At 72.1% G+C, this 26,000-nt stretch carries 23 protein-coding genes; 10 read left to right on the top strand and 13 right to left on the bottom strand.

All coding sequences use genetic code 11. The annotated features are described in order from the left end of the window. The first annotated feature begins 8 nt into the window (after positions 1 to 8). Positions 9 to 2,444: a DUF3427 domain-containing protein gene (locus tag ACP7CD_RS12025; RefSeq protein WP_426120254.1), complete on the top strand. Its 2,436-nt coding sequence runs from the start codon at positions 9 to 11 to the stop codon at positions 2,442 to 2,444. Between the two features lie 18 nt (positions 2,445 to 2,462). On the opposite strand, the gene ACP7CD_RS12020 is transcribed toward ACP7CD_RS12025, so the two are convergent. Beyond that, complete coding sequence (locus ACP7CD_RS12020; protein ID WP_186374936.1) at positions 2,463 to 3,569, bottom strand: zinc-binding dehydrogenase; 1,107 nt, start codon at positions 3,567 to 3,569, stop codon at positions 2,463 to 2,465. 305 nt (positions 3,570 to 3,874) lie between these two features. Here ACP7CD_RS12020 and ACP7CD_RS12015 point away from each other — a divergent pair, with 305 nt between their 5' ends. Next, positions 3,875 to 5,431, top strand: coding sequence for an LTA synthase family protein (locus tag ACP7CD_RS12015; protein ID WP_426120253.1), 1,557 nt, complete (start codon positions 3,875 to 3,877; stop codon positions 5,429 to 5,431). Between the two features lie 123 nt (positions 5,432 to 5,554). Next, positions 5,555 to 5,854, top strand: a complete 300-nt coding sequence (locus ACP7CD_RS12010; protein WP_109244500.1) for a hypothetical protein — start codon at positions 5,555 to 5,557, stop codon at positions 5,852 to 5,854. A 112-nt stretch (positions 5,855 to 5,966) separates the two neighbouring features. On the opposite strand, the gene ACP7CD_RS12005 is transcribed toward ACP7CD_RS12010, so the two are convergent. From ACP7CD_RS12005 to ACP7CD_RS11975, 7 genes are all read right to left on the bottom strand, one after another. Continuing rightward, entirely contained in the window at positions 5,967 to 8,192 is a 2,226-nt protein-coding gene (locus tag ACP7CD_RS12005) for an ABC transporter permease (RefSeq protein WP_426120252.1), read from the bottom strand. Beyond that, positions 8,189 to 8,941 (bottom strand): ABC transporter ATP-binding protein, encoded by a 753-nt coding sequence (locus ACP7CD_RS12000; RefSeq protein WP_109244498.1) that lies wholly within the window; start codon positions 8,939 to 8,941, stop codon positions 8,189 to 8,191. The genes ACP7CD_RS12005 and ACP7CD_RS12000 overlap by 4 nt, the downstream gene beginning before the upstream one ends. Beyond that, entirely contained in the window at positions 8,938 to 9,465 is a 528-nt protein-coding gene (locus tag ACP7CD_RS11995; RefSeq protein ID WP_109244497.1) for a PadR family transcriptional regulator, read from the bottom strand. Before ACP7CD_RS11995 ends, ACP7CD_RS12000 begins: the two co-directional genes overlap by 4 nt. A 106-nt stretch (positions 9,466 to 9,571) precedes the next feature. After that, positions 9,572 to 10,573 carry a CPBP family intramembrane glutamic endopeptidase gene (locus ACP7CD_RS11990; protein ID WP_426120251.1) on the bottom strand — a complete coding sequence of 334 codons (1,002 nt, stop codon included), beginning with the start codon at positions 10,571 to 10,573 and terminating at the stop codon, positions 9,572 to 9,574. 61 nt (positions 10,574 to 10,634) lie between these two features. Then, complete coding sequence (locus ACP7CD_RS11985; RefSeq protein ID WP_426120250.1) at positions 10,635 to 11,711, bottom strand: aldo/keto reductase; 1,077 nt, start codon at positions 11,709 to 11,711, stop codon at positions 10,635 to 10,637. 115 nt (positions 11,712 to 11,826) lie between these two features. Then, positions 11,827 to 12,687, bottom strand: a complete 861-nt coding sequence (locus ACP7CD_RS11980) for a class II fructose-bisphosphate aldolase (protein ID WP_426120249.1) — start codon at positions 12,685 to 12,687, stop codon at positions 11,827 to 11,829. Positions 12,688 to 12,713: 26 nt separating this feature from the next. Next, the gene (locus ACP7CD_RS11975) at positions 12,714 to 13,433 is read right to left on the bottom strand and encodes a FadR/GntR family transcriptional regulator (protein WP_426120248.1); all 720 of its coding nucleotides are present in this window, start codon (positions 13,431 to 13,433) and stop codon (positions 12,714 to 12,716) included. Positions 13,434 to 13,691: 258 nt separating this feature from the next. On the opposite strand from ACP7CD_RS11975, the gene ACP7CD_RS11970 reads away from it, so the two are divergent. Further along, on the top strand, positions 13,692 to 15,080 hold the full coding sequence (locus ACP7CD_RS11970) for a four-carbon acid sugar kinase family protein (RefSeq protein ID WP_426120247.1): 1,389 nt from the start codon (positions 13,692 to 13,694) through the stop codon (positions 15,078 to 15,080). After that, positions 15,077 to 15,958, top strand: coding sequence for an NAD(P)-dependent oxidoreductase (locus ACP7CD_RS11965; protein ID WP_426120246.1), 882 nt, complete (start codon positions 15,077 to 15,079; stop codon positions 15,956 to 15,958). The genes ACP7CD_RS11970 and ACP7CD_RS11965 overlap by 4 nt, the downstream gene beginning before the upstream one ends. 17 nt (positions 15,959 to 15,975) lie before the next feature. Here ACP7CD_RS11965 and ACP7CD_RS11960 read toward each other — a convergent pair whose 3' ends face one another. Further along, on the bottom strand, positions 15,976 to 16,905 hold the full coding sequence (locus tag ACP7CD_RS11960; protein ID WP_272026350.1) for a LysR family transcriptional regulator: 930 nt from the start codon (positions 16,903 to 16,905) through the stop codon (positions 15,976 to 15,978). A 177-nt stretch (positions 16,906 to 17,082) separates the two neighbouring features. On the opposite strand from ACP7CD_RS11960, the gene ACP7CD_RS11955 reads away from it, so the two are divergent. The 3 genes from ACP7CD_RS11955 to ACP7CD_RS11945 all read left to right on the top strand — a co-directional run bounded on the left by ACP7CD_RS11955 (position 17,083) and on the right by ACP7CD_RS11945 (position 21,117). After that, the gene (locus tag ACP7CD_RS11955) at positions 17,083 to 18,480 is read left to right on the top strand and encodes an MFS transporter (RefSeq protein ID WP_017831831.1); all 1,398 of its coding nucleotides are present in this window, start codon (positions 17,083 to 17,085) and stop codon (positions 18,478 to 18,480) included. Positions 18,481 to 18,601: 121 nt separating this feature from the next. Further along, positions 18,602 to 19,522, top strand: a complete 921-nt coding sequence (gene mmsB / locus ACP7CD_RS11950) for a 3-hydroxyisobutyrate dehydrogenase (RefSeq protein WP_272026352.1) — start codon at positions 18,602 to 18,604, stop codon at positions 19,520 to 19,522. Positions 19,523 to 19,557: 35 nt separating this feature from the next. Next, positions 19,558 to 21,117 (top strand): CoA-acylating methylmalonate-semialdehyde dehydrogenase, encoded by a 1,560-nt coding sequence (locus ACP7CD_RS11945; protein WP_241975644.1) that lies wholly within the window; start codon positions 19,558 to 19,560, stop codon positions 21,115 to 21,117. A 120-nt stretch (positions 21,118 to 21,237) separates the two neighbouring features. Here ACP7CD_RS11945 and ACP7CD_RS11940 read toward each other — a convergent pair whose 3' ends face one another. Then, positions 21,238 to 21,789, bottom strand: a complete 552-nt coding sequence (locus tag ACP7CD_RS11940; protein WP_336650136.1) for a MarR family winged helix-turn-helix transcriptional regulator — start codon at positions 21,787 to 21,789, stop codon at positions 21,238 to 21,240. Positions 21,790 to 21,937: 148 nt separating this feature from the next. On the opposite strand from ACP7CD_RS11940, the gene ACP7CD_RS11935 reads away from it, so the two are divergent. Both ACP7CD_RS11935 and ACP7CD_RS11930 read left to right on the top strand, forming a co-directional pair. Continuing rightward, positions 21,938 to 22,636, top strand: a complete 699-nt coding sequence (locus tag ACP7CD_RS11935; RefSeq protein WP_336650135.1) for a hypothetical protein — start codon at positions 21,938 to 21,940, stop codon at positions 22,634 to 22,636. Positions 22,637 to 22,711: 75 nt separating this feature from the next. Then, a complete protein-coding gene (locus ACP7CD_RS11930) occupies positions 22,712 to 22,906 on the top strand; it encodes a hypothetical protein (RefSeq protein WP_017831825.1) in 195 nt (64 codons plus the stop codon). On the opposite strand, the gene ACP7CD_RS11925 is transcribed toward ACP7CD_RS11930, so the two are convergent. From ACP7CD_RS11925 to ACP7CD_RS11915, 3 genes are all read right to left on the bottom strand, one after another. After that, positions 22,885 to 23,343 carry a DoxX family protein gene (locus tag ACP7CD_RS11925; RefSeq protein ID WP_017831824.1) on the bottom strand — a complete coding sequence of 153 codons (459 nt, stop codon included), beginning with the start codon at positions 23,341 to 23,343 and terminating at the stop codon, positions 22,885 to 22,887. The two genes, ACP7CD_RS11930 and ACP7CD_RS11925, sit on opposite strands and share 22 nt — an antisense overlap. Before the next feature lie 43 nt (positions 23,344 to 23,386). Further along, a complete protein-coding gene (locus ACP7CD_RS11920; RefSeq protein ID WP_109243584.1) occupies positions 23,387 to 24,757 on the bottom strand; it encodes an acetamidase/formamidase family protein in 1,371 nt (456 codons plus the stop codon). A gap of 331 nt (positions 24,758 to 25,088) precedes the next feature. Then, a complete protein-coding gene (locus ACP7CD_RS11915) occupies positions 25,089 to 25,952 on the bottom strand; it encodes a hypothetical protein (RefSeq protein ID WP_109243583.1) in 864 nt (287 codons plus the stop codon). Positions 25,953 to 26,000 lie beyond the last annotated feature (48 nt).

Genomic DNA, 26,000 nt, shown 5'->3' with positions numbered 1-26,000 from the left:
AGTGGAACGTGCGCCTGTCCTCCGTCGCGACGCCGGCGCTCCTCCAGAAGTTCGAGGCGACCTTCGAGAGCTACTGGGCGTCGGAGAGCTTTGAGTCCTACAACCCGGATGATGACGGCGAGCGCCTGGCGAGGGCGCTCGCCGAAGGAGGCGGACGGGTGTCTTCGGAGGTCTCCATTGCGCACCTAGATGTCCAGCCCTATCCCTACCAAGCTCAAATGCTCCAGGAGCTGGAGGCGGAGCGTGTTATTCACGACCGCCACCGGAATCTCGTGGTCGCCGCGACGGGCACTGGAAAAACCATCCTCGCGGCTTTGGACTATCGCAGGCTGCAGGCCGGTACCCCTGGTGAGCTATCACTGCTTTTTGTGGCCCACCGCCGAGAAATTCTCGAGCAAGCACGCCAGACCTATGCCACAGTTCTGCGTGACGGCGCCTTCGGTGAGCTCATGGTCGACGGCTATCAGCCAGTCAGAGGCAAACACGTTTTTGCGTCGATTCAATCTCTTAACGCCAAGAGCCTGGACCGCTTCGCCCCTGAGTCGTTTGACGTGGTAGTCATCGACGAGTTCCACCATGCCGATGCTCCGACCTACCGCACGATCATTGAGCACTTCCAGCCTCAGGAACTCCTCGGACTCACCGCCACTCCGGAGCGCGGCGACGGCGTCAACGTCGCAGAGAAGTTCTTTGGAGGCCGCATTGCGAGCGAACTGCGCCTGTGGGATGCCCTCGATCAGCAGTTGCTGACGCCGTTCCATTATTTCGGCGTCTCAGATGGCGTCGACCTGTCTTCACTTCAGTTCCGGCGGGGTCGGTACGAGGACAAAGAACTGGATGCCGTCTACACGGGCAATGACGCACGCACGGCCAAGGTGTTGCAGGCTCTCAACGACAAGGTGCTCGATCCGCATCGCATGAAAGCCATTGGCTTCTGCGTCTCCGTCAAACATGCGGAATATATGGCACGGAAGTTCACGGCGGCCGGGCTGCCGTCCGCGGCACTGTCCGGGGAGAGTTCCAGCGACGAGCGGCGGACTGCCCTCAAGTCGCTGCAGCTCGGAGAACTGCGTGCCGTCTTTGCCGTCGATCTGTTCAACGAAGGCCTTGATATTCCGCAGGTCGACACCATTCTCATGCTCCGGCCGACGCAGTCCTCCACGCTGTTTCTGCAACAACTGGGACGCGGCCTGCGGCTAGCTCCCGATAAACCCGTACTAACCGTTCTGGATTTCATCGGATTCCAGCACCGAGAGTTCCGGTTCGACCTGAAATACCGTGCCGTGACGGGATCGAGCCGGACGCGCCTGGCCAAGGACCTGGAGGAGGGTTTTTCCTTCCTCCCCTCCGGAACGCAGGTCGTCTTCGATACTGTCGCCCAATCCGTGGTGCTCGACAACGTGAAGCGTCAACTGCGCCTGACGACCCGGCAAGTGGTCGACGAGATTAGGGATTTGGCGGCGCAGCAGCCGTCGCCCGAGTCGTACACCCTGCGTCAGTACCTGACAGATTCCCTCTCAGAGGCATCAGACATCTACCGACGGAACAAGTTTGACGGTCGGCCGACGACCTGGAACACCTTGCGTCGTGCCGGTGGACTGGTCCCCGATGTTCTGTGGCCCGCCGAGGATCAGGAGACGGAGGTCCTCGTTTTGCTACAGCGCGCCAAGGCGTTTTTGAACGTGGATGACCCCGCCCGGCTACGGTGCTACGAGGATTTGCTTCGCCCGGATGCCCCGCCGGTGTCGTCTCTGCCGCTCAGAGAGCAGCGAATAGCGCGCATGCTCTACTACTCCTTCTGGCCACAGGGTCGGAAGAGCGGCGGTCCGGGCGAATTAGAGAGCGGCCTCCAGCTGCTCCGGTCGCACGCCATCCTGCGGAACGAGCTGACGCAGCTCATCGACGTCACCGCCGACGGCGCACGCAACCTGCCGCGTTCACTGGGACAGGACTACGCCGACATTCCCCTGCAGACACATGCGCACTACACCCGGGAGGAACTTCTGGCCGGTCTGGGCATGGGAGAAGAAGGGCAGCGCACTCCCGGCACAGTGCGCGAAGGCGTGTCCTGGATTCCGTCATCACGCTGCGAGGCGCTTCTCGTCACGCTCCATAAGTCGGAGAAGGACTTTTCGCCCAACACCATGTACAAGGACTACGCCGTCTCCGAGACGCTCTTCCACTGGGAGTCGCAGAACCAGACGACTCCGGAATCCGCAGCGGGACAGCGTTATCAACACCACACCGTACAGAACAGCCACATCATGCTGTTTGTCCGTGAGTCCCCGACTCAGGAGGCCGGCACCTCGCCGTACGTCTTTTTGGGACCTGTCGATTATGTGTCGCACGAAGGGTCCAAACCCATGTCGATTATTTGGAAATTGCGCCGTCCGATGCCGTCCCCCGTGTTCTCGGCCGCGAGCACGGTAGCGCCTCTCAGTTAGAGCCGCGGACGGCGGGGCTTAGAACTCGATCACCTGTCGCACCGCCCGGCCCGCATCCAGCTCGTCCATCGCCTCGTTGATCTGGTCCAGCGTGATGTGGGAGGTGATCAGCTTCTCCAGCGGCAGCGCGCCGTCGCGCCACATCTGCTCGTACTTGGGGATGTCCACCGCCGGCACGGCGGAGCCGAGGTAGCTGCCGATGATCTGGCGGGCCTCGGCGGTGATCTTCAGCGGCTCGATCTGGGACATCGCCCCCGGCGCGGGCAGGCCCACGGTGACGGTCACCCCGCCCACGGCGGTGGCGTTGAAGGCGGTCTCGAACGCCCGGGGGTGCCCGGCGGCCTCGATCACCACGCGCGGCTTGTCCTCGAGCACCACGAGCTCGTCCGGAGTGAGCGCCTCGTCCGCGCCGAACTCCTTGGCGAGCTCCAGCTTCTCGGCCAGCGCGTCCACGGCGATCACCCGGCGGCAGCCCACGGCCTTGGCGACCAGCACTGCGGCGAGCCCCACGCCGCCGAGGCCGACCACGGCCACGACGTCGTCGGGGGTGGCCTGCGCCGCGTTGATGACGGCCCCTCCCCCGGTGAGCACCGCGCAGCCCATCACGGCCGCGATCGCGGCCGGAACGTCCTCGCCCACGGGCACCACGGAGCGCCGGTCCACCACGGCATGGGTGGCGAAACCGGAGACCCCCAGGTGGTGGTAGACGTTCCCGCGGGTCTCGGAGCGCAGGTGCATCGAGCCCTCGATGAGGGTGCCGGAGGCGTTGGCCTTCGAGCCGACCGTGCACGGCAGCAGCCCCTCGGTCTTGCACGCGGCGCACTCGCCGCAGCGCGGCAGGAACGCCATCACCACGTGCTGGCCCACGGCCAGGTCGGTGACCTCGGCGCCCACGTGCTCCACGACGCCGGCCGCCTCGTGCCCCAGCAGCATCGGCAGGGGCCGTGGCCGGTTGCCGTTGACCACGGAGAGGTCGGAGTGGCACACCCCGGCGGCCGTGATCCGCACCCGCAGCTCGGTGGGCCCGGGCTCGCCGAGTTCGAGCTCCTCGACGCGCAGCGGCTGCGACTCGGCGTACGGGGCGGAGGCCTCCATGGTCTCCAGGACGGCTCCACGAATCTTCACGACGACCTCCGGAATCGGTGCACGGGTGTGACGCCGTTCACGGTACCTCCTGCTCCGCCGGATCTCCCCTCCGCGAAGGTGGTGCGACGCCCCGGTCACGCGCCGGGTGGCCGTCGGAATTCACCAGGTGCTCGGCCCCGTGTCGAGGGCCGTGCGGTGCATGCGGAGGTGAACTGTTCCGCATTCCCGGGTGAATCGCTGTTGAACAGGTTACGAATCGGTACTAGGGTTCTATGCACCCGAGAACGGTTTGATGTCAAGGGCGTTCGGCGACCACGCGCGCACCTGGAACGCGAGGTGGTGCCATGTCCGATCGAAATCTTCACGTGATCCGCCGGGTCGGCGCTGTCCTCGGGCACTTCCTGGTCTACGTCCTCATCTGGGCGGGGCTCGCGCTGCTCATCGCCGCCGCCGGCATCCGGTACTACTGGGGCGAGATCTCCGTGGGCCAGATGCTCCTGAACCTCGTCTCCGTGGAGATGGACGGCGGGGGCGGAGCCATCGTCTGGATGGGCATCCTGGGGATCGGCGTGGTGCCCCTGCTCCTCACCGCCGGGATCGCCCTGTGGCAGCACGTCCGGCGCCGCCGGCGCCGCCAGCACGGCCACGACCCGCGCCCTCGCCGCACCCGGTGGATCATGCGCACCCTCACCACCGCCCTGGTGGGCACGCTGGTGATCGGCGGCACCACGGCCTTCGCCACCACGGTGGGCGTGCGGGACTACATCAGGGCGGGGAACTCCGAGTACGACCTCGGCGACTACTACACGGCGCCGGCCGTCACCGGGGATCAGGACCGGCGCAACCTGGTGCTGATCTACCTCGAGTCCGGCGAGCAGACCCTCGCCAACGACGAGCACTTCGAGAAGGACGCCTTCGCCCCGCTCAAGGAGGTCACCGCGGCCTCTGACGGCTGGCAGAGCGTGGCGGACCTCCAGCAGTACCGGGGCGGGGGCTGGACCATGGCCGGTCTCACCGCCACGCAGTGCGGCATCCCGCTGAAGGGCATGGGCTCCGCCGCGGACAGCGGCGCCCTCAACGAGCTCGGCGGGGACGTGGAGACCTACCTGGGCGGCACCACCTGCCTGGGCGACGTCCTGGACGAGCACGGATACCGCAGCGTCTTCCTGGGCGGCGCCAACGCCTCCTTCGCCGCGAAGGACACCTTCCTGAGCAGCCACGGCTACGACGAGGTCAAGGACCTCTCCGACTGGCGCGCCGCCGGTGACCCGGAGGAGAGCTTCCGCGGCGACTGGGGCCTGAGCGACGGACGCCTCATGGCCCACGCCGCGGACGAGATCGACGAGCTGCACGCCGAGGCGGAGGAGACCGGCCGGCCGTTCAACCTCTCCGTGCTGACGCTGGACACCCACGAGCCGGTGCACATCTACGACTACTGCACCGTGGACACGCAGAACGAGGTCACCTCCGCGTTCTTCTGCTCCATGACCCAGGTGGCCGGCTTCGTCCAGCACATGGAGGAGCAGGGCTACCTCGAGGACACCGCCGTGGTGATCATGGGCGACCACCTCAAGCACATGAGCGCCGGCGACGCCTTCCACGAGCAGCTGGACCACCACGACAACCGCACCATCTTCAACCGGATCTGGGTCCCGGGCGCGGACGGGAGCAGCACGCCGCGCCCCGGCGTGGACCAGCTGAGCATGTACCCCACGCTCCTGGAGGCCGCCGGCCTGACCCTGCAGGACCGGGCGGCCGGGCTGGGCGTGTCCGCGTTCGCCCCGACGGTCCCGGAGGGCTCGGCACAGGCCATGCAGCCGGAGCTCTACGCCGAGCTGCTGGACTCGCGCTCCGCGCCGTTCTACGCGGAGGCCTGGGCCGGCGAGACCGGCGCCGAGTAGCGCTGCCCGGCCCCCTGCCCGGCGGCGGAGATCCGTTCCGTCATCTGCCCGCGGCCCTGGGTGGACCGCCCGCCCCGGCCTAGACTGGTGGCCCGGGGAGGGGTCGCATTCCAAGGAGCGTGCATGATGGCCTTCATCCAGCTGATCGAATACACCACCTCGAAGCCGGAGGAGGTGGCCGAGGTCGTCGCGGAGTGGGAGCGGGCCTCGCAGGGCAACCGCACGGCCCGCCGCGTCCTGCTGACGCAGGACCGCAAGGACCCGAGCCGCTACTACGAGATCGTCTCCTTCGACTCCTACGAGTCCGCCATGGAGAACTCCGAGCTCCCGCAGACCCAGGAGTACGCAGGGAAGATGCGCGAGCTCATGGACGGGGAGCCGACGTTCCGCGACCTCGACGTCGTGGAGGACCGCGAGCTCTAGTCCTCAGGGTCACGACCGGTGGGTCTCACCCACCGGTCGCGCCCGCCCCTCGCCCGGCGGAGCGGCCCGTCCCCTCGCCCGGCCGCCCCGCGGCCGCAAGGACCCGTGGTCTCTACTCGAAGCGGGTGGTGGTGATGGCGGTGTTCGTGCGGAGCATCCCGCAGGCGGCGGCGATCGCCACCAGCGCGAGCAGGAGGCTCGCGCCGAGGGCGGCGAGATAGGCCGGACCGGGCCAGCTGACGGTGCGGCTGTCGTCGAGACCGGTGACGAGCAGCCACGCCACGCAGAACCCCAGCCCGGCCGAGAGCAGCAGCACCGCGGCCAGGGGCACGGCGGCCTCGCGCACCACCACACCGCGCAGGGCGGACAGCGGCATGCCGATGAGGCGCATCAGCCCCAGCACCCGCCGGCGGTCGATGACGGCCGCGGCGGTGGCCACGGCCAGGGAGATCCCGGCGATGACCACCACCACGAACGCCGCGGCGTAGGCCAGCACGGACAGACTCCGGACCAGCTCCGCGCCGCCGGTGGCGGCGGCGTCGGCCCGGGAGACCGCCGCGGTGGTGCTGAGCCCCGACGCGGTGAGCACCGTCCGGGCCCGGTCGAGGGCCCCGGGGCTCCCGTCGGTGTCCACCACCAGAAGCGCCGGCACCAGCCCCTGCAGGTCCGTCACGGGGGCGGCGGTCAGCGGAAGGGGCTCCTCGGTGTGGGTCTCGAAGAAGGCGGCGTCCACGGCGACCACCGGGGCGGCCGAAACGTCCTCGAACCCCAGGACGGTGGCGTCGGCAGCGGTGAGCAGGATCTCGGCGCTGCCGCCGGGGTCCGCCGCGGGACGGGTCCAGCCCACCACGGTGTCCCGGACCCCGTCGAGGCCTTCGGCCCTCCCGGCGAGCCCGGTCACGTCCGCGAGCGCCCGGTCCGGCTCCAGCCAGGTGTGCACGCTCGCGGACGGGAGCATCCCGGGGCCGGCCGAGGGCGTCTCGTCCGGGCCCACGCTGCTGGAGGCGCCGGCGAAGACGGAGACCATGAACACCCCGACCACGAGTCCCGAGACAGAGCGGAAGGTGGCCCGGGGCGTGAGCCGGATGCGCCCGGCGGCGATCACGGCGGCCGCGCCGGAGGCGCGGGCCAGCCCGATCCGGGCGGCCAGCAGCGTCAGCCAGGGTCCGACGACGACGATGCCCACCGCGGTGAGACCGAACCCTCCGATCAGCAGCACCTCGAGCGCGCCGGGGTCGAGGCGCCCGGTGTCCGCGAGCAGGACGCCGGTGCCCATCGCCGCGAGCCCGGCCGCCAGGGGCACCGTCCGCCGTGCGGTGGGCGCCGGTTCGGCCTGGGCGCGGGCGGCACCCAGGGGGCCGATCCCGGCGCGGAGGGTGCGCAGGCCCGCCACGGCGGCGGAGGCGAGGACGACCACGGCGACCACCGCCGCGGTCGTGGCCGGCCCGACGGCCAGGTCGGCCGGGTGGAGTCTCGTGCCGTCGACGGGCAGCTGGGCGGCCAGGGGGCGTGCCGCGGCGGCGGCCACGACCCCCAGCACGGACCCGAGGAGACTGGTGGCGGCGATCTCGACCGCCGCGATGCCGGCCACCGTGCGCGGGCTCGCCCCGATGAGGCGCAGGGTCGCGAAGCGCTCCGCGCGCTGGGCCGCGCCCAGGCGCGTGCTGATGCTGATCAGCAGCAGCACGGGGAAGATCACGGCGATGCCGCCCACCACCATCAGGGTGCGGTAGTTGCCGGTGTTGTCCGCGAAGGAGTTGACCGAGAAGTCGGGGACGATCGCGGCGGCCGGCCGCTGCCGCAGCTCGGCCTCCTCGGCCCCCGTGACCGCCACCAGGGAGTCCGGTCCGGCCAGGGCCGTGTCCTCGATCGCGCCGGCGAGGGTCCCGAAGCGGTCCCCGAGCTGATCGGCCGGGGTGGACTCGATCAGGTCCTGCAGGGCCGGGGAGGCGTAGTACGTCCCCGGCTCCGGGGGCGCGCCGATCCCGGGGATCCGCACGGCGGAGTCCTCGGTGACGGCGACGTCGCGGCGCTGGACGAGCTGGTCCCGGAACACCTCGTCGGCGCGGTCCACCAGGGCCGTGTCCGCGGTGAGCGGCACCGGCCGGGCCTCCTCGGTCGCGGCGGAGCCCTCGGCACCGGCGACGGCGACCACCGCGGGCACGCGGTCCGCGTCCAGCCACAGGGCGCGCGCATCGCGCTGGATCATGCCCTGGCCCGCTCCCCACACCAGCAGCAGCAGGCACACCCCCACCGCCACCCCGCCCACGATCCCGGCCAGCCGGCCCAGCGAGGACCGGCTGCCCACCAGCGCGAGCCGCAGCACCGCCGGGTTCACGCCGCGACCCACTGGTCGGCGCCGATCATGCCGTCGCGCACGATGACCTCCCGGTCGGCGTAGGCCGCCGTGCGGGGGTCGTGGGTGATCATCACCACGGTGGTGCCGGCCTCCCGGACCAGCTCGAGCATCAGCTCCAGGACGGTCTCTGAGGCCAGGGAGTCCAGGGACCCGGTCGGCTCGTCGGCGAACAGCAGCGCCGGTTCGCCGACCATCGCCCGGGCGATGGCCACCCGCTGGGCCTGGCCGCCGGAGAGCTCCCCGGGCAGCCTGTCCTCCTGCCCGGACAGTCCCAGCCGTCCCAGCAGCTCGGCGGCCGAGCGCAGCGCCGCCCGGCGCCCGGTGCCGGCCAGCAGCAGCGGGACGGTGACGTTGTCCACCGCGCTCAGCTCGGGCAGCAGCTGCCCGTACTGGAAGACGAAGCCGAACTCGCGCAGCCGCAGGGCCGAGCGCGCCGCCTCGCCCAGCTCGCTGAGCACCACCGCCGGCTCGTGCCGGGCGGCGGGCCGGTCGGCGGATCGGTCGGCGGATCGGTCGAGGGGCCGGGCGTAGCTGACCGTGCCGCGGTCCGGGACCATGACCCCGGCCATGCAGTGCAGCAGGGTGGACTTGCCGGAGCCGGAGGGGCCCATCACGGCCAGCACCTCGCCGGGGAGCACCTCGAGGTCGACGCCGCGCAGCGCGGGGGTGGCGCCGAAGTCCTTGTGCACTCCGCGCACCGACAGCAGGGGAACAGGGGTGGGGGTCATGCGTTCGTCAGCTCCTTCTTGAGGTGGGTGAGGCGGGCGCCGGTCAGCTCGATCCAGCGCAGGTCGGCCTCGATGTGGAAGAGCCCGTGGTCGCACATCAGGACCTGCAGGAGGTCGCCCTCGCGCTTGAGCCGGGTCAGCTCCCGCATCCGGGCCATGTGCTCGGCGCGCTGGACGTCCAGCAGCCGCTGGGCGTCGTCGTCGACCAGCAGGGCGATCACGGTCTTGGCGAACAGCTCGCTCTGCAGGGTCGGGGACGGCACATCAGGGGTGTGCAGCCACTGCTCCACGCGCTGCTGCCCGGCCGGGGTGATCTCGTACTTCTTCCGGTCCGGGCCCGCCCCGGGCTCCTCGCCCAGCGCCCGGATCAGCTCGTCCCGGATCATCCGGGCCAGGGTCGAGTACACCTGCCCGAAGGCCAGCGGCTTCTGCGAGCCGAAGTAGCGGTCGTAGGCGTGCTTGAGGTCGTACCCGTAGCTGGGCTCCCGCCGCAGCAGCCCCAGGAGGGTCAGCGCATTGTTCATGCCCCCATCTATACACCCAGTGCATAGTGGAACGCGACAGGGTCCTGTGGCCGGTGCACGTCGTGTCGGCCGCGGGGTCCCATCAAGGTGCGGCCGCGGCGCGGCCTCAGGCGGTCGCCGGCGGCACGGCCCGGCGCTGCAGCCCCCGCCTCCGGCCGAGCAGGATCAGCACGGCCGCGACGGCGGCGATGACGAGCATCGGCGCCAGCATGAACGGGCCGCCCACGCCGGCGGAGCGGTCGACCGCCTCGCCCATCTGCCCCGTGAGCGTGGACACGAGGAACAGCACCACGTTGTTCGCCGCGTGCACGAGCGAGGCCGCCTCGAGCCCGCCCGTGAAGTGGGTCAGCAGCGACATCGCGACCCCGAAGACGAAGTAGTACGCGATGAGCCACCCGTCCGTGGCGAAGTGCGCGATCGAGAAGGCCGCCGCGCTCACGAGGGTGCCGAGCAGGAGGGACGGGACCGCCCCGGAGACCCACGAGCCCGCCGCGCGCTGGATCACCCCGCGGAACATGTACTCCTCGGCCGCCGCCTGCAGGGGCGTGGTCAGCAGGACGATCGCGAGGAAGGCCCACGCGGTCGCGTCCAGGGCCAGCGGCCCCGGGGCCTCGAGGAGCGCCACCACCGCCGCGTAGCCCACGAACAGGGGGACGACGACGACGGCCGCCCGCCCCAGCCAGCCCCACCGGAAGCGACCCTCCACCGCGTGCAGCGTGCCGACCGGCTGCCGGTGCAGGTACCGGTGCAGGACCACCGCGACGGCGGCCGAGGCGATCAGCGCCAGGTTGGTGGCCAGCAGCAGCACCGGGGTCATCCCGATCTGTCCGCTCGCGAGCTCCTCCGTGCTCATGGTGCCCCGCAGGAGCTCGATCGCCACGGCGCCGAAGGACACCACGACCGAGATCAGCAGGATCGCCGCGCTCACGGCCAGGATGCTGACCAGGCCCTTCCACCAGCGGTTGCGGGGCGTGCGGTAGAACTCCGAGTGGGTGAGCGGCGTCGTCGTCGGACCGCCGGACCGCGGAACCGGAGGCCCGCCGCCCGGGCGGGCGGACGGGGCACCGGTCTGCCAGGGCGCCGGCCGGGGCGGAGGGTGCGAGGTCATGTCCACAGGGTAGTTCTCGGGCCGTCCAGGGGAATCCACCCCGAGGTGGAGGCCGGTGGGATCAGGCCTGGTCCCCCCCGAAGACGTGGCCCCGCTGCTCGGCGTAGAACTCCGCCTCCGCGGGCTCGGGCCGGTCCTGGCCGTTGAGCAGCCGGTGCCAGAGCGGGTAGTAGGCGGGCAGCTGCGACGCCGTGGTGATGCGGTCCCGGGCCTCCTGCGGCAGCATCAGCTCGGCGGCGTCGAGGTCCTCCGTGAGGTGCTCGAACCTCCGCGCGGCGATCACGGTGCCGTCGATGCCCGGGCGGCCCAGGATCCAGGAGATCACCACCTGGGGGATCGTCCAGCCGAGCTCCCCGGCGATCACGTCGAAGAGCTCGATCAGGTCGTAGGCGCGGTCCCGGTCCACCACGTGGGGCTCCGGCCAGCCGGTGCCCTGACGGGTGTCAGCCGGGGTCTCGGCGCCGCGGCGGACCCTGCCGTTGAGCAGCCCCTCGCCCAGCGGGCTCCAGCCGAAGGTCGCGATCCCGAGGTCCCGGGCGGCCGGGACGATCTCGTACTCGATCTCCCGGGCCTCGGGCGTGTAGTACGCCTGGTGCGCGATCGGGCCCTGCAGCCCCGCCGCCCGGGCCTCGTAGACCGTCTTGGCCAGCTGCCACCCGTTGTAGTTGGACACGCCCCAGTACCGGATCTTCCCGGCCCGGATCAGCTCGTCGGCGGTGGCGATGGTCTCGGTGATCGGGGTCTGGCCGTCCCACTGGTGGATGTAGAGCAGGTCGAGGTGGTCGGTCCGCAGCCGCTCGAGGCTGTCCTCGACCGCGCGGGTGAGGTGGAGGCGGCTGGCGCCGCCGTCGTTCGGGCCGTCCCCGGTGGGGGTCCGCGCCTTGGAGGTGAGGACGACGTCGTCCCGCCGGCTCCCCAGGATCTCGCCCAGGACGCGCTCCGAGTCCCCGGCGGAGTACAGGTTGGCGGTGTCGATGAAGTTCACGCCGCGGTCCAGGGCCTCGTCGACCTGGCGGCGGGCCTCGTCCGGGCCGAGGCCCGCGATCTTCTCGAACCCTCCGCCGGAGCCGAAGGGGATGGTGCCCAGGGCCAGCCGGGAGACGTAGAGGCCGGAACTGCCGAGTCGGGTGTACTCCATGGGGAACTCCTCTGGTCGTGATCGGTGCTGGTGGTGCCTGCCGGTGCTCCGGAGGCGGCCGGCGGACCGGGCCCCGGGGCACGGGGCACGGTAGGCGACAACGACGGACCGGTGCTCAGGAATTCCTGGAGCGGGCCTCGGCGGTGGTGAGCGCGTGGGCCAGCGCGGTGAACTCGCGCACCGCCCCGGTCCAGTCGCCCAGCAGCGCCCAGAGGTCCAGGCCCTCGTGCTGGCGCTCCTCGAGCCGGTCCGCCAGGGCTGCGAGGACCGCCGAGCGCAGCTCGGTGTTGATGTTGATCTTGCCGATGCCCGCCAGGGGCGCGCGGACCAGCATGGTCTCGGGGATCCCGGAGGCGCCGTGCAGCACGAGGGGGGTGCGGTCGGCGGCCTCGCAGATCTGCTCGAGGCGGCTCCAGTGCAGGCGCGGGGTGCCCTGGTAGTGCCCGTGCACGTTGCCCACGTTCACGGCCAGCAGGTCCGCCCCGGACGCGGCCAGGAAGGAGGGGACCGCATCGGGATCGGTCATGCCGCCGGCCGCGGAGGTCCGGGCCGTGTCCTCGTCGCCGGGGAGGCCGCCGAGCTCCGCCTCGACCACCACGCCGGGGCCCGCCAGCTCGCGGGCGCGGGCGACGAACGCGGCGTTCTCGGCGTGGGGCAGGGCGGAGCCGTCGGCCAGGACGGCGTCGGCACCGGCCGCCACGGCCTGCTCGACGAGCCCCAGGTCGACGGCGTGGTCCAGCTGCACGCACACGGGGGTGGCGGCGTCGTCGGCCAGGTGGCGCAGGGCGGTGACGAGGCGCCGGCCGCCGGTCCCGGCGGCCGCCTTCGGCGGGACCAGGAGGATCACGGGGCGGTCCGCGCGCTCGCTGGCGGCCACCACGGCCTGGGCCGTGGTGAAGTCGTAGGTGCTCAGCGCCGGCACGGCGGTGCGGGCGTCGAGGGCGGAGGTGACGACGTCGAGCAGGTTGGCGCGCACGGGCACAGTCCTTCGTCAGGTGTCGTTCAGCGGTCGGCCGGGGAGAGGTCCCCGAGCACGTAGGTCTTCAGGTCGGCGAGCGTCTGCTGCATGTGCTCGTCCATGGCCTTCCGGGCCCGCACGGGGTCGGCGGAGTCCAGGGCGGCGACGATCCTGCGGTGCTCGGCGATGGCGTGGGCCTGGATCTCGGGCACCCGGGAGGTCTGGGCCCGCCGCTCCTCCAGCACCCGGTGCAGCGGTGCGAACAGGACGGCGATGAACACGTTGCCGGAGGCCTGCAGGATGCGCTCGTGGAAGCGCAGGTCGGCACGCACGAAGGCCGCCACGTCCTGGGCGCGGTGGGCGTCCTCCATGGCGTCGGCGTCCCGGGCCAGCCCGGCCAGCTCGGCGGCGGACAGCCGTCCGGCCGCCAGCTCGCAGGCGCCGGCCTCCAGGAAGCGGCGCAGCTCGATCAGCTGCACGGCGGCCGCCGCGTCGTCCTGCCCCTCGGAGACCGCCCGGATGACCGCGTCCAGGGACGCCCACTGGGCCACGGGGTTCACGAAGGTCCCGCGGCCGCGCTCCACGCGGAGGATGTGCTGGGCACCCAGGGTCCTGACCGCCTCCCGCACCGTCATGCGGCTGACCTGGTGCTCCGCGCTGAGGTCGATCTCGCCGGGCACCACCGAGCCCGGGGGGAGGTCCCCGGCGACGATCCGGTCGAGGAGGGCGTCGGCGACCTGGTCGACCAGGGACGGGCGGGCCATGGTGCTCCTCTGCGGTGAGGTGGACGGCGGAGGGCAGCTCCTGCGTGCTCCGCCCGTGACAGGGGATCCTATCAATCACGAAATGTCAGATGTCCGAGCTGTCGAGGGACGACTCCCCCGGCCGCGCGCGGCATTCCTGCCGTTGACCACGTGTCCCACGACACATAGCATGTCTGACATCTTACAGGTGGAGTGTCGGTTTGGAACCGACCGGGACCTGAGGACCGTCCTGACCGCTCTCCGAGAGGAAGTCCCCGCATGACCGCTCCCCGGACCCTGCTCGTGCTCGACGACGACCCGACCGGCTCCCAGTGCGTCCACGACGTCGACGTCGTCCTGGAGCTCGACCCCGCCCCTGTCCTCGACGTCGTCCGGCACCCCGGACGCACCTGCTTCGTGCTCACCAACAGCCGGGCCCGGCCCGAGGCCGAGGCCGTGGCGATCAACACCGAGCTCGTCTCCGCGGTGCTGGAGGCCCTCGCCGCCGAGCACCTGCCGCTGCCCCACCTCGTCTCCCGCAGCGACTCCACGCTGCGCGGGCACGTCATCGCCGAGCCCACGGCCCTCGCCGACGTCCTCGCCCGGCACGGGGTGGCCGTCGACGGGTTCCTCCTCGCCCCGGCCATGCTCGAGGCCGGCCGCTACACCGAGGACGACGTCCACTACGCGGTCCTGCAGGGCCGCCCCATGCCCGTGGGGGAGACCGACTTCGCCGCGGACGCCACCTTCGGCTACTCCTCCTCCGACCTCAAGGACTTCCTCGTGGAGCGCTCCGGCGGGACGCTGGACCGGGACGCGATCCTCTCCATCGGCCTGACGGACATCCGCTCCGGGGGCGTGGACGCGGTCGCCGGCATCCTGCGCCGGGCCCGGGACCGGGCCTGGGTGGTCGTCAACGCCACGGAGTACGCGGACCTCGACACCGTGGCGCAGGCCCTGGCCGTCCTCGAGGCCGAGGGCCGCACGTTCGTCACCCGGTGCGGCCCGTCCTTCGTGCGGCCCCTGGCCGGGCTGACCGGCTCGCGCGAGCTCGGCCCGGAGGACATCGTGGTGGGCCCCGGGCGGCTGCCGCACGGACTCGTGGCGGTCGGCTCCCACGTGGGGCTCACCAACCGCCAGCTCGCCGAGCTGCGGACCCGCCGCGACCTCTTCGAGGTCGAGCTCCACGTGCCCACCCTGCTCGACGACGACGCCCGCCCCGGCTACGTGGCCGACGCCGTCGCGCGGATCACCGAGGCGCTGCGGACCAGCGACGCGGTCGTGTGGACCAGCCGCGAGCTCGTGCGCACGGACGACCCCGACGAGTCGCTGGCCATCGCCCGGTCGGTCTCCGACGCGCTCGTGGAGGTCGTGCACGGGGTGGCGCAGGCCCGCCCGGCGTGGGTCGTGGCCAAGGGCGGGATCACCTCCCACGAGGTGGCCCACCGCGGTCTCGGCATCCGCCGGGCCACCGTGGCCGGCCAGTTCTTCCCCGGCCAGATCTCCATGTTCCAGCCCACCGACGCCCCGGATACCACCCGGGGCGGGCCCTATGTGGTCTTCCCCGGCAACGTGGGCACCGAGAGTGCCCTCGCCGACGTCGTGGAGGTCCTCGACCGGGCCGCCGCACACACCCGCACCACTGATCCCCAGGAGAACCCGTCATGAGCACACCCCTGTCCGTCGGCTTCCTGGGGCTGGGCGCCATGGGCGCCCCCATGGCCCTCACCCTGGCCCGCGCCGGCTTCCCCGTCCGCGGCTTCGACGTCTCCCCCCGCGCCGGGGAGGTCGTGGGCGCCGCCCTGGAGCTGCTGGTCGACCCCCGGGAGGCGGCGGCCGGCGCGGACGTCGTCGTCGTCATGGTCGCGACCGGGGCGCAGCTGCACGACGTCCTGTTCGGCGAGCGCGGCATCGCCGACGCCCTGGACCCGGACACGGTCCTGCTCGTGATGGCGACCGTCGGCCCCCAGGCCGTGGAGTCCGCCGTGCAGGGCCTCGAGGGCCGCGGCATCCGGCGGGTCGTCGACGCCCCGGTGTCCGGCGGCACGGCGCGCGCCGCCACCGGGGACCTGCTCGTGATGGTCGGCGGCGCGGCCCAGGACGTCGCCGCGGTCCGGCCGCTGCTGGACGCGATGGCCGCCAACGCCCCGCTCGTCGGCCCCCGGGTGGGCGACGGGCAGCGGTTCAAGGTGGTCAACCAGCTGCTGTGCGGGGTGCACATCGCCGTGGCGGGCGAGGCGCTGGCCCTGGCGGACTCCATGGGCCTGGACCCGGCGCAGTGCCTGGAGGTCCTCTCCACCGGGGCCGCCACGTCCTTCATGTTCGAGGACCGCGGGCCGCGGATGCTGCAGGGCGAGCAGGCCGAGGTCCGTTCCGCCCTGGACATCTTTGTCAAGGACATGGGCCTGGTCACCGACGCCGCCCGGGCGGTCGCCCAGCCGGTGCCGCTGGCCTCGGCGGCCGAGCAGCTCTACGTGCGCGGCCGCCGCGAGGGCCACGGCCGGCACGACGACTCCTCGGTCTTCGACATCCTCCGCTCCCGGTAGGGGCAGCCCGCACGCGGTCAGTCGCGGGAGCTCGCCGGGGACTGCGCCGCCGGGGCGGCGATGAGCTCGTCCTTCATGTCGGCCACGGCCGCGCGGATCGCGGTCATGACCGCCCGCACGGCGGGCCGGCGCAGCAGGTCGGCGCGGGAGACCACCCAGTACTCCACGGGGAACCACAGCTCCTGGGGGAAGAGCCGGACCAGGTCCCCGGCCCGCTCGGCGAGATAGCAGGGCAGCAGCCCGACCCCGGCGCCCGCCCGGGTGAGCTCCACGTGCACCACGGAGGACGTCGCGCCCACGCCCTGGCGCATCCGCGGGAACCGCCGGCGCGGGATGTCCAGCTCCGCGACGTCCTGCATGGAGTCCACGAAGTAGATGAGCGGGTGCTCCTGCACCTGGTCGGGCGTGCGGATGGCCGGGTGGGCGGCCAGGTAGTCCCGGGAGGCGTAGACGCCCAGGGAGTAGTCCGCCAGGTGGAAGGCCTCCTTGCGGGAGACCTCCGGGCGCCCGACGACCACCTCCAGGTCGATGCCCACCGGATTCGTCTGCGCCCGCCGTGCCGCGTTGATCATCTCCAGCCGCACCCCGGGGTGCTCCTCGATGAGCCGCCGCATGGCCGCGCCCATCACCACGCCGCCGAAGCCGTCCGGGGCCAGCGCCCGCACCACGCCGTTGACGGTGCTGCCGCGCCCGCCCGCGCCGAGCGGGAGGGAGCCCAGCGCCGCCTCGATCTCCTCGCCGGCGGCCACGAACTTCCGGCCCAGCTCGCTGGGCTCCCACATCTCCCCGGTGCGCACGAGCAGCCGGGCGCCCACGGTCTTCTCGAGCGCCGCCATCCGCCGCGACACGGTCGTGTGACTGAGCCCGAGGTCCGCGGCGGCGCCGGCGTAGGAGCCGTGGCGGACCACCGCGAGCAGCAGCAGGAGGTCGTCGGCACCGTGCGACAAGGGGCTTCTCCTCCCGGGGGCTGGACCGGCCCGGGGGAACGCACACGTCCGGGCGGCATGTGCATTTTTGCACAGGCGCCGCGAGCGCATGGTCATTGTGAAGCGCACCACATATCCGCACACTGTAGGCAAACATTGTGACCACCGTCACCGTTTCCCCAGCAGGAGGAGAACCACATGAGCACCGAGGACAGGGTCGCCGCGTCGGCGGACCCGAACGACTCCCCCGAGAACCGGGGCGGGCTGAAGAAGGTCGTGGCGGCCTCGATGGCCGGCACGGTCGTGGAGTGGTACGAGTTCTTCCTCTTCGCCACCGCGTCCACCCTGGTCTTCGGCCAGCTCTTCTTCGTGGACACCGGCAACCCGCTGGACGGCATCCTCAAGGCGTTCCTGATCTACGCGGTCGGCTTCATCGCCCGCCCGCTGGGCGGCATCGTCTTCGGCCACTTCGGCGACAAGTACGGGCGCAAGCACCTGCTGCAGATCTCGATCGTCATGGTCGGCGCCGCCACCTTCCTCATGGGCTGCCTGCCCGGCTTCGAGCAGGTCGGCTACTGGGCCCCCGCCATGCTGGTGGTCCTGCGCTTCGTGCAGGGCTTCGCGGTGGGCGGCGAGTGGGGCGGCGCGGTCCTGCTCGTGGCCGAGCACTCCCCCAACAAGGAGCGCGGCTTCTGGTCCAGCTGGCCGCAGGCCGCCGTGCCGCTGGGCAACCTGCTGGCCACCGTCGTGCTGCTCACCCTGTCCTTCACCCTCTCCGAGGAGGCCTTCCTCTCCTGGGGCTGGCGCGTGGGCTTCTGGCTCTCGATCGTCATCGTGGCCATCGGCTACTACATCCGCACCCACGTGACGGACGCCGCGATCTTCAAGGAGGCCCAGCAGGAGGTCCGCGAGGAGAAGTCCGCCGCCTACGGCGTGGGCGAGGTCTTCCGCCGCTACCCCCGCGGCGTCTTCGGCGCCATGGGCCTGCGCTTCGCCGAGAACATCCTCTACTACGTGGTGGTCACCTTCTCGATCACCTACCTGTCCACCCAGCGTGACGTGGACACCAGCCGGATCCTGCTCCTGCTGCTGATCGCCCACGTGATCCACGCGATCTGCGTGCCGCTCGTCGGCCGGGCCACCGACAGGGTGGGCCGCCGCCCGATGTACGCCGCGGGCGCCTTCCTCGGCATCTTCTGGGCGTTCATCGCCTTCCCGATGTTCAACACGGACAACAGCTTCATCATCCTGGCGGCCATCACCATCGGCCTGATGATCCACGCGCTCATGTACGCCGGGCAGCCGGCCATCATGGCCGAGATGTTCCCCACCCGGATGCGCTACTCGGGCGTCTCCCTGGGCTACCAGGTGACCTCGATCGTGGCCGGCTCGCTGGCCCCGATCATCGCCACCGCCCTGCTGCGCGAGTTCAACTCCTGGGTGCCGATCGCGATCTACATCGCCATCGCCTGCCTCATCACCCTCTTCGCGGTGTGGACGCTGCGCGAGACCAAGGGCATCTCCCTGCAGGACATCGACGCCGAGGACCGGCGCCGGCTCTCCGAGGAGAAGTCCGCCGAGGACCGGACCTCCTGATCCCCGACCTCCGCACCCACCCGCGCCCAGCGGCGGACCGGTCCCCCGGTCCGCCGCTGGGCGCGCTGTGCACGACCCCCAGCTCCCGACACCCTCGACACCTTGCAGAAGGGACTCCCCGATGACCACCATCACCTGGATCGGCCTCGGCCACATGGGCAACCCGATGTCCGCCAACCTCGCCAGGGCGGGCCACGACGTCCGCGGCCACGACGTCAGCGCCGACGCCATGGCGGCCGCCCGCGACCGCGGCGTGCAGACCTTCGACACGCTGGAGGAGGCCCTCCAGGGCGCCGACGTCGTGTTCACGATGCTGCCCAAGGGCGAGCACGCCCGCGCCGTCTACCTCGGCGACAGCGGCGTGATCGCGCTCGCCCCGAAGGACGCGCTGCTCATCGACAGCTCCACCATCGACGTGGAGACCGCGGAGGAGCTCCACCGGGCCGCCGAGGACGCCGGCTTCCGCTTCGTGGACGCGCCGGTCTCCGGCGGGATCAGCGGCGCGGCCGCGGCCACCCTGACCTTCATGGTCGGCGGGAAGCCCGACGTCGTGGAGCAGGCCCGGACGTTCATCGAGCCCATGGCCCGCAAGATCGTGGCCACGGGCCACGCCGGCACGGGCCAGGCCGCCAAGATCGTCAACAACATGATGCTGTTCATCTGCCTCGAGGCCTGCGCCGAGGGCTCCGTGCTCGCCGACCGGCTGGGCCTGGACCCGCAGGTGTTCTGGGACATCGCCTCGGTGTCCTCGGGCAACTCCTGGGCGCTGCAGACCTGGTACCCCGTGCCCGGCATCGTGGACTCCGCCGCGGCGAACAAGAACTTCGAGGCCACCTTCAGCGCCGCCCTCGCCGCCAAGGACGCCGGCCTGGCACTCATGGCGGGCGAGCAGACCGGCGTGGAGCTGCCCGCCGCCAAGCTCGTGGCCGAGAGGCTGCAGCAGCTCATCGACGAGGGGCTCGGGGACAAGGACTGCTCCCTCATCACCAAGTACGCCGCGCCGGACGGGAAGATCCCGGGCTGGGACCCGGACAAGGCCTGAACGGCGCCGAGACCACCACGACCGAGGAGGACACCATGCAGAACACCAAGCAGGACGCCGAGGCCCGCGCGCAGCAGGACGCCGAGCGGGGCGCCCAGGACCCCCGGACCACCGGCGCGGTCATCGAGCACTTCATCGACGGGAAGCGCCACGGCGGGCCCGGGCGCACCGCGGACGTCTACAACCCCGCGACCGGGCAGGTGGCCAAGCAGGTGCTGCTGGCCTCCGCCGAGGACGTCGCCACCGCGGTGGAGGCCGCCGAGCTCGCCCTGCCCGGATGGCGGGCCACCGGACTGTCGAAGCGCTCGGCGATCATGTTCAAGGTCGAGAACATCATCCGGGAGCGCACCCCGGAGCTGGCCGCCATCATCACCGCCGAGCACGGCAAGGTCCTCTCGGACGCGGCCGGCGAGGTCGCCCGCGGGCTGGAGAACGTGCAGTTCTGCGCGGGACTCATGCACCACATGAAGGGGGAGTTCCTCGAGCAGGCCGCCACCGGGGTGGACGTGCACCAGACCCGCCAGCCGGTGGGCGTGGTCGCCTGCATCACCCCGTTCAACTTCCCCGCCATGGTCCCGCTGTGGATGATCACCACCGCGATCGCCGCCGGGAACACCGTGATCCTCAAGCCCTCCGAGCGGGACCCCTCGGCGGCGGTGTGGATCGCCGAGGCCTTCGCCGAGGCCGGGCTGCCCCCGGGGGTGCTCAACGTGGTGCACGGGGACAAGGAGGCCGTGGACGAGCTGCTGACCAACCCGCTGGTCAAGGCCGTGTCCTTCGTGGGCTCCACCCCCATCGCCCGGTACATCTACGAGACCTCGGCGCAGCACGGCAAGCGCGTCCAGGCCCTGGGCGGGGCGAAGAACCACATGGTGGTCATGCCGGACGCCGACCTGGACGGGGCCGCCGACGCCGCGATCTCGGCCGCCTACGGCTCCGCCGGGGAGCGCTGCATGGCGGTCTCGGTGCTCGTCACCGTGGGGGACGTGGCCGACCCGCTGATCGAGCGGCTGAAGGAGCGGATCGCGAAGCTGACCATCGGGGACGGCACCGACCCGGCCTCCGAGATGGGCCCGCTCATCACGAGGGCGGCCCTGGACCGGGTCAACGGCTACGTGACCGGGGCGGAGGCCGAGGGTGCGACCGTCGTCGTCGACGGCACGCAGCAGGAGTTCGACGGCGAGGGGTTCTTCACCGGCGTCTCGCTGCTGGACCACGTGAGGCCCGGGATGAAGGCCTACGACGAGGAGATCTTCGGCCCGGTCCTGTCCGTGGTGCGGGTGGACACCTACGAGGAGGCCGTGCGGCTGATCAACACCAACCAGTTCGCCAACGGGGTGGCGGTGTTCACCCGCGACGGCAAGACGGCCCGGCAGTTCGAGTTCGAGATCGAGGTCGGCATGGTCGGGGTCAACGTCCCCATCCCGGTGCCGATCGGCGCGTTCTCGTTCGGCGGCTGGAAGAACTCCCTCTTCGGCGACACCCACATGTACGGGCCGGAGGCGTTCAACTTCTACACCCGCCGCAAGCTCGTGACCACGCGCTGGCCCGAGCCCTCGGAGTCCCAGATCAACCTGGGCTTCCCGACCCACTGACGGGTCCGCCGGGGTCCCGGCCATGACGACGCCGGTCCCCGCCCTCGGTTCGGAGGGCGGGGACCGGCGTGCGCGCCCCGGTCAGCTCTTGAGGCCGTCGCCGATGTTGCGGGCGCCGGCTCAGGCGGCCCCGGGTCCGGGGTGCCGGCAGTCCTCGACGTGCTCGTGGAGCTGCCGCTCGTCGACGGCCTCGACCGCCTCGGCCATCGCGTGCAGGAAGGCGGTCACGGTGGCGGCCTCCTCGGCGGACAGGTCCCGGGCGGCACGGAGCATCCGCTCGTGCATGGCGCCCAGGGTGGAGCGGACCTCGCAGTCGGCCTCCTGGGTGGCCACGATCACCAGCGCCCGCCGGTCCGTGGGGTGGGGGCGGCGGGCCACGTGGCCGCTGCGGGAGAGCCGGTCCAGCAGCGTGGTGGTGGAGGCCGAGGAGATGCCCAGCTTGCTCGCCAGGTCCCGGGGGCTCATGGGGGTCCCGGCGCGGTCGGCCTCCAGCAGGTAGCGCAGGGCCAGCACATCCTTCTCCCCCATGCCCATGGAGTCGCGGGTGCGCAGCCGCATGGCGGACTCGGCCGCCCGGTAGGCCCGCAGGGCCTCGAGCACCTGCACGGCCGGAGGACGGTCACCCTCGGCGGCGTACCAGTAGCCGGACGAGGTGCTGGGATGTGCGCTCATGCGTCCAGTGTAGGTGATCTACAAATCAGATGAACTGATAACTAGACAATCTAGTAATACTGCTGTTCGATGGGATCGTGTGGTCCTGTGAGGGAGCGCACGCCGTCGCAGAGGAACACCGCAGGGTACGTGAGGAAGAGGTCGGAAGATGAGCCAGCAGCTGCACCCCGGATCCACCGTCGAGACGACAGAGCACTCCCCCCTCCGGGCGGTCCGGAACGACCCCGGGGCGGTTCCCGCCGCCCCCGTGCACTGCGGCGAGCCCATGCCGGTGCGCACCCTCGACTTCGCCGGGGTGCAGGACCACGTCAACCACGCCGTGGCCCAGGCGGCGATCGACGGCCGGCGGGTGCACGCCTGCGCCTGCGGCTTCCTGCAGGAGACGCCGGTCCCCGGAGGCACGGTGCCCTCGATCGTCCCCGACGGCGAGGCGATGCTGTTCCGCCCGTTCTTCACCCGGCGCGTCCTCGCCGCGGCCGGACGGGTCGAGAACGCCGAGTGGTCCTTCGACCAGGCCCTGGCGGACGCCGGGCCTCTTGCCGCCCCGGACGCCCAGGACACCCAGGAGCAGGCCCGGCGCCTGTGCGCCTACGAGGCCGGCCTCGAGGTCGAGCGCTGGCGGCTGGACCAGGCCCTCGAGTCCCTGCGCGACGAGCTCCGCCTGGCCGTGCGCCACGGCGTGCCGATCACCCTCCTGGCCCGCGAGGCGGCCCTCGACGAGGCGGACGTGGTGGACCTGCTGCACCTGGGCGACATCCCCGCGACGTCCCCCGCGCACTCCTCCGCGAACTCTCCGGCGACCTCTCCCGCGGACGGGACCGGCCGCGCGCTCGCCGAGGCCTGCTGAGCCCCCCGGGCCGCGCGTGCCGGGCCGCTACGCTGGAAGGGCCCCGCAACGCCGCCGCGCCCCGGAAGGACGCCCGTGAAGTCGATCGTCGCGACCCTGCTCGTCCTGGCCCTGGTGCTGACCTCGGCCGGGGCGCTGCTGACCACCGTGGACGCCCAGGAGTGGCTGCCCGTCGTGGTGCTCGCGGCCCTCGCCTACCTCGGGACGTTCACCCTGTACCGGCGCGTGCGGGACCGCTGGGCCGAGCGCTACGCCGACCGCCGAGACTGATCCCGGCGCGAGCGGCGCCACGACCGCCACGCCCCGGTGGACCACAGGGCCCACAGCACGAGCAGCGGCTGGAACAGCAGCCGCACGGCCCGGGCGCGGTCGGTGTCCAGACCGAAGGCGTCCGTGCGCGTGAGGTACTGCGAGACGTTGCCCGGGAACACGGCCACGAAGAACGCCGCGGCGAGCCACCCGAGCAGCACCCGCCGCCGGGGCAGGACCACCAGCGCCGCGCCGAGGACGATCTCCACCACCCCGGAGCCCAGCACCACGGCGTCGTCGGGCACGGGCAGCCACTCGGGAACCTGGGCCGTGAACTCCTGGCGGGCCACCGTGAGGTGGCTGATCCCGGCGCCGAGCAGGACGAGCCCGAGGAGCACCCGGGCGATCGTGCGCGGCAGGGAGGCGGCCGGTGCTGCCGGCCGGGCGGACGAGGTCATGCCCGCAGACTAGAGGTCATGCCCGCAGATCGACAGCGCGGGCTCAGGAGCGGTCGAAGTCCGCCTTGCGGATCAGCCCGTGCACCCCCACGGTGCGGTCCACCACCTGGGAGATGGCGAAGTCCGCGGCGGCCGAGAGGTAGGCGTAGGCCACGGCGCGCTCCATGCCCTTGTCCTGCTCGAGGAAGTCGAGGGCGTTGAGCACGGCCCGGCGCATCGCCACGTCGAGATCGGAGTTCTGCTCCCCGCCGGCCGCGCCGTCCGGGTCGGAGAGCCCGATCGGGATCCAGTGCTCGTCCGTCTCCGCGAACGGATAGGAGTGGGCCACGGAGGGCGCGTCCCCCTCCCCGGCCTTGCAGACCGTGAGCCGGAACGTGCCGCGCAGCGAGCCCTCCATCGCGGTGAGCGCCACCTCGCCGTCGCCCATGGCCATGTGCGGGTCCCCCACGTAGAACAGGGCGCCGTCCGTCTGCACGGGCAGGTAGAAGGTGGAGCCCACGCCGAGGTGGCGGATGTCGATGTTGCCGCCGCCCAGCGTCGGCGGGATCGAGTTGAGCAGGTCGTCGGTGGGCCCGGAGCCCTGCTGGTATGCGACGCCCATCATGCCCATGAACGGGCGCAGCGGGAACCGCACGGCCCCGCCGGCCATGACGCCCTGACCGTGCTCCACCGGGGTGAACGTGGAGACGTTGCCGTACTCCTGCGGGTTGCCCGTGGACCGGCCGTCCGTGCCCACCGCCGGCAGCACGTCCTCGACGAGGATGTCGGCCACCGGCCCGCCGCGGGCGGGGCCCGGCAGCGCGCCCTTGCCGTGGCGGCTCGAGACCACCCCGTACGGCACGCGCAGGTCGGCGTGCAGGGTCTCGATCTTCAGGACGTCCCCGGGCCGCGCCTCCTCGACGAACACCGGGCCGGTCACCACGTGCGGGCCGTCCCGGTCGAAGTCCCGCTCGGTGCGGTCGTAGTCACGGGCGATCTCCACCGCGTCGTCCAGGACCCGGGCGCGGGAGACCCCCTGCGCGCCGAAGAACTCCACCGGGTCCCGACCCTGGTCCTCGAGGATCCCCTCGTGGGAGACGGCGTCGATGGTGACCGTGCGCCCCGAGCGCATGCGCAGCGAGGGCTCGGCATCCACGGACGGGACGTAGCCCCACAGCACGCTGTCCACGTCCGAGGGCAGGTAGTGGTCCCCGGGGATCCTGCCCTTCCCGGGCTGCAGGACGGAGCCCCGGAAGCCGGGGCGGCCGCCCTTCGGGTGCTGGGCGCCCATCGGGACGGCCGCGGAGGCCGCGCCGGCCCCGGTGCCGGTGACCGCGCCGGCGGCGGCCACGGCGGTGGCCGCCCGGAAGAAGGTGCGCCGCCCCAGACCCCGCTGGAGTTCGTCGGCGGCGCGGCGGGCGAAGTGCTCACTCATGGGTGTCTCCTGCGGTCAGGGGCGGCTTTCTCGAACGCCTACGACCATAGGGAGAGCGTGTTTCCGGTTCGGGGTCCCCGTGTTTCCGGGCCGTGACGGCGAGCGCCGAGGGCGGGAGCGGGGGTTGGACAGGTCACCGGGCGCCCCGGCCGTGGTGCTACCGGCGGCGACAGCCCGACCTCGTTGTCGGGACCGCGCACGGACGCCCGCGTGACCTGCGTCACCCACAGTAGGGGTCACCGGGGGGTCCGGCATGTCCCATGCGAAATATGACGGTTACGAATGCACATCGATCGGGGCGGGTCGGCGGAACCCGTGGCGAGGTGCTGATTCAGCGGAAGTCGGCCTTGCGGATCCGGCCGTGGGCGCCCGCGGAGCTGTCCTCCAGCCGGGTGACGGCGAACTCCGCGGCGCTGGAGAGATAGGCGTGGGCGATGGGCCGGTCCATGCCGCGGTCCCGGGCCAGGAAGTCCACCCCGGCCCGCACGGCCTGCTGCATGGCCGCGGTCAGGCAGAACGTCTGCTCGTCGGCGTCCTCCGTCCCGGAGCGCCCGACGACGATCCAGTGCTCGTCGGTCTCGGCGAACGGCTGCCGGTGCGCCACGGCGGGCACGTCCTGGGCGCCGGTCCGGCACACGGTCACCCGGAAGGTGCCGCGCAGGGGCTGCCCGGCCGCGCCGAGGGCCCGGTGGAGCTCCCGGGGGCAGAAGGCGGTCCCGTCCGCACGGACCGGCAGGTAGGCGGTGCACCCGGTTCCGAGCGGAGCGCCGGACGCGCCGGGGTCCGCGACCCGGAGCACCTCGACCTTGAGCGCGTCTCCGGAGCGGGCCGCCGGCAGGAGCACCGGGCCCGTGACCACGTGCGGGCCGAGCCCGTCGAGGGCGGGGACGTCGTGGGCGGGGACGTCGTGCCCCTCCTCCGCCGGGGGTGCCGCGGGGGTCTCGGCCGCCGGGCGTCCGTCCTGCGCGGGACCCCCCGGCTGCGGGCGCTGGAAGCCTGGGACGCCCAGGCCGGACGAGGGGTGGGCGGCCCGCGCGGCCGCGGCGCGGGCCCGGGCGGCGTCCTCGGGGTCCGGCTCGGCGCGGAGGGGCTCGGGGCGGGCGGGGGCGGCAGCGGTGCCGCCGACCACCCGGAGGACCGGCCGCCGGGCGTGCGGCACCACGGGCGCGGGTCCTGGTCCGGCGTGCTCGGTCATGGGCTGCTCCTTGGGGGCGGGGCGAGCGGTTCAGCTCCGACGGTAGGA

This window comes from Kocuria sp. LHG3120 (assembly GCF_049897445.1).
Classification (GTDB): domain Bacteria; phylum Actinomycetota; class Actinomycetes; order Actinomycetales; family Micrococcaceae; genus Kocuria; species Kocuria rosea.
The sequence above is the reverse complement of the archived record's forward strand: the minus strand, read 5'-3'. Positions and strand labels throughout refer to the sequence as shown.